26 protein-coding genes are annotated in these 12,206 nt (G+C 64.8%); 25 read left to right on the top strand and 1 reads right to left on the bottom strand.

The features are described 5' to 3' along the window. Position 1 precedes the first annotated feature (1 nt). The 25 genes from ACEN9J_RS02845 to ACEN9J_RS02725 all read left to right on the top strand — a co-directional run bounded on the left by ACEN9J_RS02845 (position 2) and on the right by ACEN9J_RS02725 (position 11,044). The gene (locus ACEN9J_RS02845) at positions 2–301 is read left to right on the top strand and encodes a hypothetical protein (RefSeq protein WP_413763245.1); all 300 of its coding nucleotides are present in this window, start codon (positions 2–4) and stop codon (positions 299–301) included. After that, on the top strand, positions 298–420 hold the full coding sequence (locus ACEN9J_RS02840; RefSeq protein WP_413763244.1) for a hypothetical protein: 123 nt from the start codon (positions 298–300) through the stop codon (positions 418–420). Before ACEN9J_RS02845 ends, ACEN9J_RS02840 begins: the two co-directional genes overlap by 4 nt. 10 nt (positions 421–430) lie before the next feature. Then, positions 431–1,447: a hypothetical protein gene (locus ACEN9J_RS02835; RefSeq protein WP_413763243.1), complete on the top strand. Its 1,017-nt coding sequence runs from the start codon at positions 431–433 to the stop codon at positions 1,445–1,447. Between the two features lie 9 nt (positions 1,448–1,456). Further along, positions 1,457–1,993 (top strand): HNH endonuclease signature motif containing protein, encoded by a 537-nt coding sequence (locus ACEN9J_RS02830; RefSeq protein ID WP_413763242.1) that lies wholly within the window; start codon positions 1,457–1,459, stop codon positions 1,991–1,993. Further along, on the top strand, positions 1,981–3,669 hold the full coding sequence (locus ACEN9J_RS02825) for a YqaJ viral recombinase family protein (RefSeq protein WP_413763241.1): 1,689 nt from the start codon (positions 1,981–1,983) through the stop codon (positions 3,667–3,669). The genes ACEN9J_RS02830 and ACEN9J_RS02825 overlap by 13 nt, the downstream gene beginning before the upstream one ends. A 9-nt stretch (positions 3,670–3,678) precedes the next feature. Continuing rightward, positions 3,679–3,960, top strand: coding sequence for a KTSC domain-containing protein (locus ACEN9J_RS02820; protein ID WP_413763240.1), 282 nt, complete (start codon positions 3,679–3,681; stop codon positions 3,958–3,960). A 113-nt stretch (positions 3,961–4,073) separates the two neighbouring features. Beyond that, complete coding sequence (locus ACEN9J_RS02815; protein ID WP_413763239.1) at positions 4,074–4,745, top strand: hypothetical protein; 672 nt, start codon at positions 4,074–4,076, stop codon at positions 4,743–4,745. A 3-nt stretch (positions 4,746–4,748) separates the two neighbouring features. Further along, positions 4,749–4,919, top strand: coding sequence for a hypothetical protein (locus ACEN9J_RS02810; protein WP_413763238.1), 171 nt, complete (start codon positions 4,749–4,751; stop codon positions 4,917–4,919). After that, positions 4,919–5,242 carry an ASCH domain-containing protein gene (locus ACEN9J_RS02805; protein ID WP_413763237.1) on the top strand — a complete coding sequence of 108 codons (324 nt, stop codon included), beginning with the start codon at positions 4,919–4,921 and terminating at the stop codon, positions 5,240–5,242. The genes ACEN9J_RS02810 and ACEN9J_RS02805 overlap by 1 nt, the downstream gene beginning before the upstream one ends. Further along, positions 5,239–5,463 carry a hypothetical protein gene (locus ACEN9J_RS02800; RefSeq protein ID WP_413763236.1) on the top strand — a complete coding sequence of 75 codons (225 nt, stop codon included), beginning with the start codon at positions 5,239–5,241 and terminating at the stop codon, positions 5,461–5,463. Before ACEN9J_RS02805 ends, ACEN9J_RS02800 begins: the two co-directional genes overlap by 4 nt. A 15-nt stretch (positions 5,464–5,478) precedes the next feature. Further along, positions 5,479–6,081: a J domain-containing protein gene (locus ACEN9J_RS02795; RefSeq protein ID WP_413763235.1), complete on the top strand. Its 603-nt coding sequence runs from the start codon at positions 5,479–5,481 to the stop codon at positions 6,079–6,081. A gap of 8 nt (positions 6,082–6,089) precedes the next feature. Then, positions 6,090–6,695 carry a hypothetical protein gene (locus tag ACEN9J_RS02790; RefSeq protein ID WP_413763234.1) on the top strand — a complete coding sequence of 202 codons (606 nt, stop codon included), beginning with the start codon at positions 6,090–6,092 and terminating at the stop codon, positions 6,693–6,695. Next, positions 6,692–6,898: a hypothetical protein gene (locus tag ACEN9J_RS02785; protein ID WP_413763233.1), complete on the top strand. Its 207-nt coding sequence runs from the start codon at positions 6,692–6,694 to the stop codon at positions 6,896–6,898. The genes ACEN9J_RS02790 and ACEN9J_RS02785 overlap by 4 nt, the downstream gene beginning before the upstream one ends. Continuing rightward, positions 6,891–7,373, top strand: coding sequence for a hypothetical protein (locus ACEN9J_RS02780; RefSeq protein ID WP_413763232.1), 483 nt, complete (start codon positions 6,891–6,893; stop codon positions 7,371–7,373). The genes ACEN9J_RS02785 and ACEN9J_RS02780 overlap by 8 nt, the downstream gene beginning before the upstream one ends. Next, a complete protein-coding gene (locus ACEN9J_RS02775; protein ID WP_413763231.1) occupies positions 7,366–7,599 on the top strand; it encodes a hypothetical protein in 234 nt (77 codons plus the stop codon). Before ACEN9J_RS02780 ends, ACEN9J_RS02775 begins: the two co-directional genes overlap by 8 nt. Next, entirely contained in the window at positions 7,592–8,521 is a 930-nt protein-coding gene (locus tag ACEN9J_RS02770) for a hypothetical protein (RefSeq protein WP_413763230.1), read from the top strand. The genes ACEN9J_RS02775 and ACEN9J_RS02770 overlap by 8 nt, the downstream gene beginning before the upstream one ends. After that, positions 8,521–8,799 (top strand): hypothetical protein, encoded by a 279-nt coding sequence (locus ACEN9J_RS02765; RefSeq protein ID WP_413763229.1) that lies wholly within the window; start codon positions 8,521–8,523, stop codon positions 8,797–8,799. Before ACEN9J_RS02770 ends, ACEN9J_RS02765 begins: the two co-directional genes overlap by 1 nt. Continuing rightward, positions 8,799–9,050 (top strand): hypothetical protein, encoded by a 252-nt coding sequence (locus tag ACEN9J_RS02760; protein WP_413763228.1) that lies wholly within the window; start codon positions 8,799–8,801, stop codon positions 9,048–9,050. The genes ACEN9J_RS02765 and ACEN9J_RS02760 overlap by 1 nt, the downstream gene beginning before the upstream one ends. Further along, positions 9,050–9,229, top strand: a complete 180-nt coding sequence (locus ACEN9J_RS02755; RefSeq protein WP_413763227.1) for a hypothetical protein — start codon at positions 9,050–9,052, stop codon at positions 9,227–9,229. Before ACEN9J_RS02760 ends, ACEN9J_RS02755 begins: the two co-directional genes overlap by 1 nt. Then, positions 9,226–9,381, top strand: coding sequence for a hypothetical protein (locus ACEN9J_RS02750; RefSeq protein ID WP_413763226.1), 156 nt, complete (start codon positions 9,226–9,228; stop codon positions 9,379–9,381). The genes ACEN9J_RS02755 and ACEN9J_RS02750 overlap by 4 nt, the downstream gene beginning before the upstream one ends. Further along, on the top strand, positions 9,378–9,815 hold the full coding sequence (locus ACEN9J_RS02745; protein WP_413763225.1) for a hypothetical protein: 438 nt from the start codon (positions 9,378–9,380) through the stop codon (positions 9,813–9,815). Before ACEN9J_RS02750 ends, ACEN9J_RS02745 begins: the two co-directional genes overlap by 4 nt. Further along, on the top strand, positions 9,808–10,179 hold the full coding sequence (locus ACEN9J_RS02740; RefSeq protein ID WP_413763224.1) for a DUF4326 domain-containing protein: 372 nt from the start codon (positions 9,808–9,810) through the stop codon (positions 10,177–10,179). The genes ACEN9J_RS02745 and ACEN9J_RS02740 overlap by 8 nt, the downstream gene beginning before the upstream one ends. After that, entirely contained in the window at positions 10,169–10,375 is a 207-nt protein-coding gene (locus ACEN9J_RS02735) for a hypothetical protein (RefSeq protein WP_413763223.1), read from the top strand. Before ACEN9J_RS02740 ends, ACEN9J_RS02735 begins: the two co-directional genes overlap by 11 nt. Continuing rightward, a complete protein-coding gene (locus tag ACEN9J_RS02730; protein ID WP_413763222.1) occupies positions 10,365–10,850 on the top strand; it encodes a hypothetical protein in 486 nt (161 codons plus the stop codon). Before ACEN9J_RS02735 ends, ACEN9J_RS02730 begins: the two co-directional genes overlap by 11 nt. After that, on the top strand, positions 10,847–11,044 hold the full coding sequence (locus tag ACEN9J_RS02725) for a helix-turn-helix transcriptional regulator (RefSeq protein ID WP_413763221.1): 198 nt from the start codon (positions 10,847–10,849) through the stop codon (positions 11,042–11,044). Before ACEN9J_RS02730 ends, ACEN9J_RS02725 begins: the two co-directional genes overlap by 4 nt. On the opposite strand, the gene ACEN9J_RS02720 is transcribed toward ACEN9J_RS02725, so the two are convergent. Then, positions 10,974–12,161 carry a tyrosine-type recombinase/integrase gene (locus ACEN9J_RS02720; protein ID WP_413763220.1) on the bottom strand — a complete coding sequence of 396 codons (1,188 nt, stop codon included), beginning with the start codon at positions 12,159–12,161 and terminating at the stop codon, positions 10,974–10,976. The two genes, ACEN9J_RS02725 and ACEN9J_RS02720, sit on opposite strands and share 71 nt — an antisense overlap. Positions 12,162–12,206 lie beyond the last annotated feature (45 nt).

Here is a 12,206-nt window from a genome sequence, read left to right as displayed (position 1 = left end):
CATGCCCATAGAAGCAGACGCGGGTGAGGATTGCCCGACGCTCGCAGAAGTCCGATCAATGAGCCGAAGCGACCTTGAACGGCTACGGACACTCGCGGACAGGCTGGACTGCCTCACCGAAGCTGACGTGATCTTGCTGGCGAAAGCCTCGCCCGCGACAGTCGAGACCTGGCGCAAGCGCGGCACCGGTCCGGAGCACATCTTCTTCGGCAATCGCCCGCTCTATCCCAAGGACTCACTGAAAAAGTTCCTGGATGCGCGTCGCAAGCCGCGCTACAGCGGCAACGGAGGTGTCTTGTGAACGACATCTTCAGCCCCATCGGCGCCAACGCCAGCCCTGGCGGCCCCTTCTGGCCGATGTTCTGGTGCATCGCCGCCCCCTTCGTCATCGCACTGATCGTGCACTTCTTCTCTCGCTGAAAGGACCATCGTGAACACCGTCGTTGCTCTGCAGCCGCAACACAGCGCGCTCGCTCAAACCCAAGCGCCGGGCCGCATGGCCGTCGCCGACATCATCAGCCACGTGGCGATGGTCCAGGAAGTCATGCGCGCCGTCATGAAGCCCGAGGTTCACTACGGCGTGATCCCCGGCACCGACAAGCCCACGTTGTACAAGCAAGGCGCCGAGGTGCTGTGCATGGCCTTCCGCGTCGCCGACTCCTACCAGGTCGAGGACCTATCGACCGACGAGATCGTCCGCTACCGCGTGACGTGCACCGGCGTGCACCAGGGCACCGGCCTCGTGCTCGGCACTGGAATGGGCGAGGCCTCGAGCGGCGAGGAGAAGTACAAGTGGCGCAAGGCCTACAAGGAAGAGTTCGAGTCCACGCCGGCCAACATGCGCCGCGAGAAGAAGGGCTTCAACAAGCAAAAGAAGGAGAGCTACTCCACCTACCAAGTCCGCACCGAACCGGCCGACCTTGCGAACACCATCCTCAAGATGGCGAACAAGCGCGCCAAGATCGCCATGACGATCAACGTCACGGCGTGCGGCGACATGTTCGGCCAGGACCTCGAAGACATGGACGAGGCGCTGCGTGACCACCTGACGCGCCACAACCCCGAGGGCGCCGCTGCAGGCGCCAACGCCAAGCCTTCGCTGCCCGGCCAGAGCGACGAAGAGTTCAAGAAGAACATGCTCATCTGGACCAAGGTCATCAAGACGGGCAAGAAGGACGTCGACGGCGTCCTGGCGGCGGTGGCCACGGTCGCGACGCTGACCGAGGACCAGATCGCGGCCATCCGCAACATCCCGACCGAGCTCGCCAAGGCAACCGCCGCGGTGCCGAACTACGCGCAGATCGCCGACGCGATCGCCAAGGCCGACACCGACGACGCGCTCGACGTCGCCGGCAGCCTCATCACCGAGGCCGCCATTCCCGACGAGCAGCAACGCAAGGAGCTGCACTCCAAGTACGACGCGCGCCGCGCCGAGATCAACGCCTGAGCGAATCCGATGAGCAACATCCCCGAACGCATGGAGCGGAAGATTGTCCGCGTGCCTTTTTCAGGCTGCTGGATATGGATGGGTTCAGCAGGCCGGTACGGCCATGCGCATCTGAATGGCCGCGTGGTTAGGGCTCACCGAGCGCTGTTTCAACTTGCAGGGGGAACGATCCCCGACGGAATGGAGTTGCTGCACTCGTGCGACATCGGCGTGTGCGTGAATCCCGATCACCTCTCTGTCGGGACGCATCAAGAAAACATGTCCGACATGGTGCGCAAGGGCCGCGCTCGCGCGCCGACTGGAGCCAACCACTGGACTTCTAGTGATCCGGAGCGTGCGCGCCAGGTCGCTCGCCGAAATATCGCGAACGCACATGGTAGTGGCGTATGCAACAGCAATGCCAAGGCGAGCCCTGAAATTGCCGAACTTATCCGTGCGGCCCACGCCGCTAACCCCACTCAACCCATGGAGGCGCTGGGAAAGGCGTTCGGCTTGGGGCGAGAAACCACTCGAAAGATCGTGAAAGGTATCTCATGGCAATCGTAGAAATTTTGCAGGGCAGCGATGCGTGGCATCAGTTCCGTCTCACGCACTTCGGCGCCAGCGAGGCTGCGGCCATGCTCGGACTGTCGAAGAAGACCACGCGCAACGAACTGCTGCGCATGAAGAAGACGGGTATCGCCAAGGAGTTCAGCGACTGGGTGCAGGAGAACGTACTGGATCGGGGCCACGAGGTGGAGGCTTCGGCGCGCAAGATCATGGAAGAGGTGATCGGGCAGACGCTCTACCCGGTCACTTGCTCCGACGGCGAAATCTCGGCCTCCTGCGACGGCTTGGATATGCCGGAAGAATGCGCTTGGGAAAACAAGCTGTGGAACGAGGAACACGCCGCGTTGGTCCGCGCCAAGCAAGTGCCGGAAGAGCACATGCCGCAGTGCCAACAAGTGCTCATGGTCACTAAGGCGGAGAAGCTCTACTTCTCCATCTCGGACGGCACGCGCGAGCGTACCGTCTGGGTCGAAGTCCTACCTGACCCCGACTGGTTCGCTCGACTCCGGGCTGGGTGGAAGCAGTTCGCCACCGACCTCGCCACCTACACGCCTTCCGAGAAGGTCGCCGCTGTCGTAGCAGCAGCGCCTGAGACGCTGCCGGCAGTCTCGGTTCGCATCCAAGGATCACTGGCTGTTGCCAGCAATCTGCCCGACTTCGGCACTGCCCTGCGCGCGTTCATCGGCCGCATGGTGCCGAAGCCCTCGACTGACCAGGAGTTCGCCGATGCGGAGGCCGAGTGCAAGGCGCTGAAGAAGGCCGAAGAAGCGCTGGACGCATCCGAGGACAACGCGCTCGCCGAACTGACGGATGTGGACGCGATGCGCCGCACGGTTGCGGACCTGCGCAACCTGGCGCGCACCACCCGCTTGGCGCGCGAGAAGATCGTCGCTGCCGAGAAAGATAACCGCCGCGGCGAGATCGTGGCCAGTGGCGTCTCGGCATTGCGCGAGCACATCGCCACTCTGAACGCCCGACTGGGCAGGCCCTACATGCCGGCCGTCACTGCCGACTTCGCCGGCGCCATCAAAGGCAAGAAGAACCTCGACAGCATGCAAGATGCTGTGGACGCGGCGCTTGCGAACGCCAAGATCGAAGCCAGCGGCATCGCAGACCGCATCCAGATCAACTTGGGCACGCTGCGTGAGCTCGCCACTGGCCTGCCGCAGTTGTTCCCGGACACCGCGCAGATCGTCCTGAAAGCGCCCGACGACTTGACCGCACTGGTGAAGTCTCGCGTTGCCGACCATCGCGCGGCCGAGGCCAAGAAAGAGGAAGAGCAACGGGAGCGGATCCGGGCCGAAGAGGTCGCCCGCCTCGAGCGCCACCAAGAAGCCGAGCGGCAGCGTGTGGCGCGCGAGCAGGCCGCAGCCGCAGCGCCTGCCTCGGCCCCAGTTGCTGCAGCGCCCGCCGCGCCCGCCCCACCCCCGACCGTGATTGCCATGCCCACCAGGACGCAGCCGCCGGCCTCGTCCGCTCCCACCCTGAGCATCGGCGCCATCAATGAGCGGCTGGTGCACTTCACGACGACCGAAGCGGGCCTGCGCGGCCTGGGCTTTGAGCCCGCTGGTCGTGAGCGCAGCGCCCCGCGCTACCACGAGTCCGACTTCGGTCACATGTTGGCTGCCATCGTGGCCCACGTGCAATCCATCCAGGCCAAGCAGGCCGCCTGAGGAGCAACCATGCCCAAGACTTTCCCCACCCCGGCCGCTTTCTCGAAGAAGCCCTTCATTGACATCCCGATGACGGCGGTCGAGAGCCATCAGGACGCCGCGGTCGGCTACGACGCCGAGCGCCGCATGCTGCAGGTGACCTTCACCCGCGGCAGCAACGTCTACCAGTACCCGGACGTCGCGCCCGAGGTGCATGCCGCCTTCATGGCCGCCGAGTCGAAGGGCAAGTACTTCGGCGAGCACATCAAGCCGCTGGATTTCGACAAGTTCCCTGGGCCGGTCACGGCCTAACCAGTTTCGGGCGTGCCTGGCAGGGCCTTCATCTCCTCCTCCCAACCCTACTTCCCTGCCAGCGCCGAGAGATCGGCCGCCCTCTTTCTTCACCCACCGCTGAAAGGCTGATGATGAATTTCCAGTTCCCCGAAGTCACCGAGTGCAAGGTCACGCATGTCCATGTCCGCCGCGAGTTCCGTGGCAAAGACAGCGGCGTGCCCGCCTTCGACCTGTCCTTCAGCAAGGAAGGTTCGAACGAGCTCCTCGACCTGATCGACCCCGCGCTGCGCACCACGCTGTACTTCAACGCTGCAGCTGACCAGGGACAGGCCGCGATGCCCGACGTGCTGGCCGTGCTGCCGAACCTTCGCGTGCCGAAGCTCAATGCCGGCAAGTTCAAGTACGGCGACAAAGACAAGTGGAAGGGCTTCCGCTTCGTCCTGGACTATGGCCTCGGTGACGCGCAGAGCAACATCGACGTCGCCGACACCACGGTGCAGGTCGTGGAGTTCGAGTGCAAGGAAGGCGGATCCTGCGTCATCAAATGGAAGGTCAGCTTCGAAGCGGACAAGCTGTCCGACGAACTGCGCGGCCGGCTCACGGGCCTGACGGACGAGACGGTGTTCATCCAGCTGATCCCGTCCTCCAACGTGCAGCAGGCCAGCGGCAAGCAGGCGAAGGTGCCGGAGAGCGAGGAAGACAAGGACGCAACCGACCTCTTCCGCGAGGCTCACGGCGACGACAGCGACGCCGATGCGGACGCTGACGCTGACAGCGAAGACAGCAGCGACAGCCCGGAGTGAGCCATGGACTTCGCTGTCATCCCCGTGGAGAAGATCACCGCGGCCCTGCTGCGGGCCGAAAAGGCCGGCGCTCAAGACATCGACGCTGCCAGCCGTGCGGCTGCTGCCGAGCTCGGCATTCCCGTTGAATCCGTGCTCGGCGTGGTGCTCACGCCGGTGCAGGGAGAGGCTTGATGGCGCCGCCTGAAGTCGTCAGCAAGGAGCCTTTCCCGCCGGTGCCGACCGGCATGCTGCACCTCCCGCTCAAGCGCGAGTACTTCGAGCAGATCCGCGACGGCAAGAAGCGCTTCGAGTACCGACTGCGCACGCCTTACTGGTGTCGCCGGCTCGAGGGACGCTTCTACAGCGGGATCGTGCTCACCATGGGCTACCCGGCGGCCGACGACACCGCACGCCGGCTCGATCTGCCTTTCCGCGGCTACGAGCTCGACACCATCACCCACGAGCACTTCGGCCCGGCGGCGGTCGACGTGTTCGCGATCAGGGTCTGGCCATGACACGTCCCGGCTTCGGCGCGCTCTCCAGCGCCATTTCTCAGGTCCAAGCCGCGATCCGCCGGCAGCACTGCCCGCCGCCGAGCTACTCCCCTGCCCAGCAGGTCAAGGCCTCCATGCGCTGCCTCAAGTGCGGCGGCCTGCTGACCTACGAAGTCTCCCCCATCAACGCTCGGACCTCCGGTCACTGCTCGACGTCGGGCTGCATCCGGTGGAACGACTGACTCCCACATCCCACCATGACCATCACCGCCTATCCCCTAGCTTGGCCTGAGCACCGGCCTCGGACCGCAGCTCATCGTGTGGAACGATCTGGCTTCGATCGCAAGCGGACCTTCGCAGTGGTTCGCGACGAGCTCGTGCGTGAGATCACCCGTCTTGGCGGCCGGAATCTGATCATCTCCACCAACATTCCTCTGCGCCAGGACGGGTTGCCCTACGCGACCTACAGGCAGATTCAGGACTACGGTGTTGCCGTGTACTTCAAGTACAGCGGGAAAGACGTCTGCTTCGCTTGCGACCGCTGGGCCCGCATCGAGGACAACATGCACGCGATCGTGAAGACCATCGACGCGCTTCGCGGCATCGCACGGTGGGGTTCGGGCGACATGATGGCTGCAGCCTTCACAGGCTTCACGGCGCTGCCTTCGCCGACTGCAGATGCGCGGCGCCACTGGCGCGACGTGCTCGGATTTGCACTCGGCGACACCGTGCATGCCGCTCTCATCACCGAGCGCTATCGCACTCTCGCCAGCCAGGCACATCCCGACAAGGGCGGCAGCAATGCCGCCATGGCCGAACTCAACCGGGCGCGCGACGAAGCCTTGCGCTCGCTGTCATGAAAGCACCCATGCCCTCCCCATCCCAATCTCTGACCCGCGAAGCGCTGATCGAACTCGTTGAAGAACGACTCACGTCCGTCTACCACTGCACCCGCGTGTGGCAAGCATGGCAGTACGGCACGATGAGCGAAAGCGACTTCGTTGAAGCGCGCGGCACCGACCTTGCACCGGACATTGCCGATGCAGTGCTCGCCCTCTCCCGCCCCACCCCACCAGAAGCGCAGGCAGGGGCGGGGATGGAGGTGACGGACGAGCAGATCATCGATCTTGCAGACGACTACAAGTCCCAGTACCAACACGGCGGCACCACGTTTGACGAGTTCGACTATTTCGGCTTCGCTCGCGCGCTCCTCGCCCTTGCCGCCCCCAAGGCTGTGGCGCAGGGCTGGCAAAGCATCGAGACGGCGCCGAAGGATGAGTTGTATCGAGACGGCACCAACGCCTATGGAGAGCACATCCTGGCGTGGTGGCCGGGCACCCTAAAGCCCGCCCGCGTGCGCTGGTGGTTCAGTGATAGCGGCGCGTCGAACTTCCTGGCTGACGGTGGCTACGCCGTGTTTCCCACCCACTGGCAGCCCCTGCCTTCGGCCCCATCCGAGGAGAAGAAGGCATGAGCAAGGTCAAGTACTACGACGCGCAGAAGGAAGCCGACAAAGAGGCTCGCCGACTCGTGCGCATTGCCTATGCAACCGGTGGCACCGCTCCCTACAGCCTGTCTCGACTGCTCGAACTCAAGATCTCCACAAAGGTGATCCGGGCGGTGTACCGGGCGCCTCAAGCGCCAGCCAGCAAGCTCTCGGGAGCCCGCCATGGGTGAGCGGGAGATGCTGGAGAGGGCGGCGAAGGCTGCGGGGATCGAGATCGTCGGCTATGCGGATCGCATGCTGGCACTGCCGAAGTACGACGGCAGCTTGATCGTCCGTCATCCGGCTGGCGGCGATGTCGAGTGGAACTCGCGTGAGGACGACGGCGACGCGCTGCGGCTGGCCGTGAAGCTGTCGATCACCTTGGATTTCAGTGGACGCAGCGAGACCGTGCAAGCCCGCGTGTATGCCCATCTACCCAAGAAATATCGCTGGTGGGCAAGCTCCGGTCCGCATTGGGTGAGGCAGGAATACGTGCCTGAGGAAATGTGGACAACCGGCAGGGCAGAGGACGTCCGTTTTGCCGAATGGTATCTCCAGAACGAGCCCGAAGTGGTGCGTGGCCTTGAAGCCGCCACCCGTCTCGCGATCACCCGCGCCGCAGCATCCCTGACACCCGCACCCGAACACGGAGAGAACCATGGCTGACACCACCACCAAGGCATATCGCCGCTACAAGGCCGCGCTGATCAACCTCGTTGAACAGGACGGCATCAAAGAGGCGCTGTCCGCCGTCACGGCATCGTTCGTCGGTCTGACCACCTTCGCGCTCGAACAGGCAGGCCACAAGCTCGAAGGTCAGATCGTCATCGACGGCGGCCCGACCTCGCGCGACATCACCATCCACGCGCCGAAGGAGCCCACCAATGGCTGACACCACCAATCCCGCCCTCCAGACCGTGAAGCCGCAGGCCGGCGAGGTCTTGACCGGAGGCGATGCGGCATGGCAGATGGAGATGGCTCACCGCCAGCTCGACCGCATGGGCATCCCGCGCGCAGACGACGAGTGCTACCTGTCGGCCTGGGGGCGCTTCAGCCTCGCGTTCCAACAGATCGCAGGCTTGCGCATCACCATTCCGCTGACCGGCCCTGCAAGGTTCGATGCTGTCGCCGCCCCGGCGCAGGCCGCTATCGATGCGCGCGAGCCCATGAAACTGGGGTCTGACGGCTACCTCAACGACCGCGCGCTGATTCGTTTGTGGGATTCGATGCCCGACGAAGATGTCGGCCCTTGGGAGCGGGCGCATGCGTTCGTGCTTCAGGTGCGCGAGGCCGAAGCAAAGCTCGCCTCGCTCGATGCCGCCCCGGCACCCGCTGAGGATGGGGGAGTGACCGACGAGCGCGCAGCGTTCGAGGCCGACTACATGCGTCGATTCAACAAGCCCGGCTACCTCGGGCCGGATGGCGCCGGCGGTTACGGTCACTCGCTCACGCAGGCCCGCTGGGAAGGCTGGTGCAGCCGTGCCGCCCTCGCCCTCGCACAGCCCGCGCCCGTTCCCTACGCCTGGGCCGTGAGTGGTATCGGAACGCCGTTCTACGGCGATTTCGCCGAACAGGATGCGCACTCCGTGGCTCGCCATGTAGGCGGCAATGCGTATGCGTTTCCTCTGTATCGGGCGGCGCCCGTGCAGCAGGAGGCGGCGGGCGATGCGATCAACGACATCATCCGAGACGCCAGCGAGAGCGAGGCGCCTGACATGTGCGACACGAGTGCAATCACGATCCGCGTGGATGACCTTCGGGTGCTTCTGGAACGACACCTTTGCATCGTCGGCGATGAAGGGAGGGCCGCGTAATGGCCTTCAAGATCAAAGAACGCCCCGGCTGCATCACCGCCGCTGAAATGCGTGCGCTGTTCGAGGAATCGATCCGTCAGACCAAGGTCTTCGCCGACAACACGCCCATGGGGACCATGGAGGTCAACGGCGAGTTCTCGCACTACATGGACTCCACGACCGATTCGATGTGGATCGGGTTCGCCATTGGCATGCGATGCGCCGAACGGCGCGCCGCCCTCACGCCCCCGGCCGTGGCAGCACCTGCGCAAGCGGGGGAGACGAAGGGAGGTGCGTGATGGCGCGGATCGAGTTTTCTGCCCTTGGCCCCACCCTGGCTGAGCAGTGCGAGCAACAGGGTCTCTATGCGCTGGATCTGCCCATTGACATGGCCGATAAGCTGGCCCACGCCGTGACGCTCTGCCACCTTCGCGGCGTGCTCACCGACACGGAGGCGAATCGCGCCCGCGCTCGCATCCTCAAGCTGATGAACCTGCGACAGGTCCGCGCCGCCCTCCAGTCATCGGCAGCGAAGACGGGGGAGGTGTGATGGCTGACCCGATCCGCTGCTGCGACGGCTGCAAGCGCTCCGTTGCCAATCAGTCCGAAGCCGAGGCCAAGGCCTGGGCCTTCCTCGAGATCTCGAAGCGCTGGCGCTGCCCGTCCTGTGCGCGCGAGCTGGCGCAGGCGAATGCGGCGCACGCTGCAAGCCCGGGAGGTGAGGCGTGACCAACTGGCAATCGTTCTGGTGCGTCGTCGCGGTCTTCATCGTGTGCGAACTCGTGCTCACTTTGCACGGCATTGACACCTTCCTATGGCGGTTCAAGACGCCGGCCGAGAAGGTCATTCAGCAACAGTTGAGCGGAGCGTGCAAGCCATGACCGCCGCCGCCTTCGAGGAAGTACCGATGCCGGAGGCGAACGACTTCCGCTATATGTCGCATGGTCACAGCAAGCGATGGGTTCTGGCAGGCGCTGCAGTCCCTCCCAACGCTGAACCCCTCTACACCGCCGACCAGCTCCGCGCCTACGGCGACCAGCGTGCCAATGCGGCGCTGGAGCAAGCCTACGACGCCATGTTCAGCCTCAAGGGCGACAAGGTGACTCGATTCGATGCACAGACCGCCATCCGGAAGCTCAAGACCGATTCGACCACCGCGCGCGGATGCCCCTGGACCCCAGACTCCGACGGCTACTGGAAGACCGCATGCGGCAAGAGCCACTCTTTCACCGACGGCGGGCCCACCGAGAACAACCACCGCTTCTGCTGCTACTGCGGCGGGAGGATCAGCATGAAGGAGAACGGCGATGCCTGAGCGCATTCAGCTGAGCCGCGCCAAGGGATGGCGTATGCCCGAGAACACAGTTTCCGTGGCGCGTCCTGGGCGGTGGGGCAATCCGTTCTACGTCTCTCGCTGGCGCGACGTGGCGACCTGTGTTGCCCTGTTCCGCGACACTGTTCGAGGCCTATGGGACCCCGCCACTAGCGCCCATCTGCCGCAGGCTTGGAGCGGCTACGACGAGCACCAGCGATGGCTGGCGCGCATCGGCGGTCACCCGTTGGAGTGCATCCACGAACTGCGCGGCAAGAACCTCGCCTGCTGGTGCAAGTTGGGCACGCCCTGCCACGCCGACGTGCTCCTCGAACTCGCCAACAAGGACCCCTCCCATGACCACTGACTTCAAAACCTATCTGTTCGAGTACGCCTACCAAGGCTCGACCTGGGTCCTCGAGATCAAGGCCGAGTCGCCGGAGGACGCACGACTGCGCGCGCGGCAGTCCCTGACTTACCTTGGCGAGGTGCAGGCCAAGGTCACGGCCCCGCCGCTCCTGGGCTGGCTGCGCAAGCTGTTCGGAATCCGCCATGACCACTGACATCCACGCCGCCACGGAAAGCCTGCGCCGATGCCTCCGCGATGGAGTGCTTCCCAAATCGGGACTGCTCTCAATGTTCGATGCGATCGCGGTCGACACGGTGCTCAAATCTCACGACGTCATGGAGACCCGCGCAGAGCTCGCCGAGTGCAACTACGTCTCCGCGTCCGAAGAGCGCGACATGCTGCGCACGCACCGCGACGAACTCCTCGCAGCCCTTGAGGCTCGGGATGCAGAGATTGCGGCGCTCAGGGAGGATGCGGAGCGGTATCGGTGGCTGCGCGATTGGCTAGGAGCCGCGGCGCCGCTCGTGGAACACAGTTGCAGCGGAGAAGATCTCGACGCCGCCATTGACCGCGCTCGCGAAATCGACTCGCAGCCACCCAAGCCACCCCCACGCTACCCCTCCACCGAAGGGCAGCGCATCGCTCGGCAGATCAGGGAGGGGAAAGAGAAGGGAGAATTGAAGCCATGACCACGGATCAAAAGCTGCTGGTGCCCGATCGCGAAGCCGCGGGCATGCTCTCCATGGGTCGGTCGACCTTCTGGCGCGAGGTCAAGGCCGGCAAGCTGCCGCAGCCAATCAAGATCGGCGGCCTCACTCGCTGGCGGGTGGCTGACCTGCAGCGCTGTGTTGCTGATCCAGCCAGTCAGCCCACCACTGCATGAGCTCGCGTCGTTGCGGCAGGTACTGCGCGCGGTTGTAGGCCGCGCGCACGTCATCGCTCTCCTGGTGGGCCAGTTGCCGCTCGATGACGTCCTTGTCGAAGCCCGATTGCTCGTTCAGCACCGTTGAGGCCAGCGCGCGGAAGCCGTGCGCCGTCATGCGGCCTCGATACCCCAGCCGGTACAGCGCAAACAGCAGCGTGTTCTCCGAGATCGGATGCCCGCGGCGCAGCGGCGATTCCATCACCAGCGGCTGATCGCTCACGATCTGCAGCAGTTCCTGCACCACGGCGCGCGCCTGGCGGGACATCGGCACGACATGCGGCAGCTTGGCCACCTTCTCGCCCTTCACGCGCAGCGGCGGCACGACCCAGATCGCACCGTCCTCCTTGAACTCGTCGCGGCACATTCCGCGGAGCTCGCCAACCCGGACGAAGGTGTAGGCCATCAAGCGCAGTCCCAAGCGCGTCACCGGCTCCTCGTAGCCATCGATCGCGCGCAGCAACTTGCCGGCCTCCTCCGGCGGGATGCTCGGCATGGGCGTCTTCGTCTTGCGCGGGATCAAGACCCGGGTCAGCCCTGCGGCGCCGTGCTGCTGGATGTAGCCCAGATCCTGGGCATGGTCGAAGACAGCGGTGATCCGCCCGGCGACGCGGTGGGCGGTCTCGACTTTCCCGCCTTCCTGTGTGGCCTTCACGACCTTCACCAGGACCGTGCGAGGAACAGAGTCGATCGGCAGGTCGCCAAGGACCGGGAACGCATGGCGCTCGAGCGTCTTCTGCACCTGGCCTTGGTGCTTCCCATTGGACAGCCCGGGCAGCTTCACCTTCAGCCACTCCATGGTCACGGCCTTGAAGGTCGGCACCGCCTTGACCACGGGCGCCGCGCCGGGCGATGGCCGGCCACGCGCCGCGGCGTGTGCACTTCGCGCGCCAGCCAGGGTAATCTCCGGGTAGGTGCCGTAGGTCCGAGTCTTCTGCTTCCCCGCCTCGGTGTAGTTCGCCCGCCAGCTTTTCCCCCCAGCCGGCGTGACGTACAGGTACAGGCCCTGGCCGTCAGCGAGCTTGTAGCCCTTCTCTCGCGGCTTGGCCGCATCCACCTCTTTCACCGTCAAAGTCATGGTATCGCCGCCTCGTGATACCCCGGCCCGTACCATGATCAGCGC

The organism is Variovorax sp. Varisp41 (assembly GCF_047325085.1).
Classification (GTDB): Bacteria; Pseudomonadota; Gammaproteobacteria; order Burkholderiales; family Burkholderiaceae_C; genus Variovorax.
This window is presented reverse-complemented; position numbering and strand designations above follow the sequence as displayed.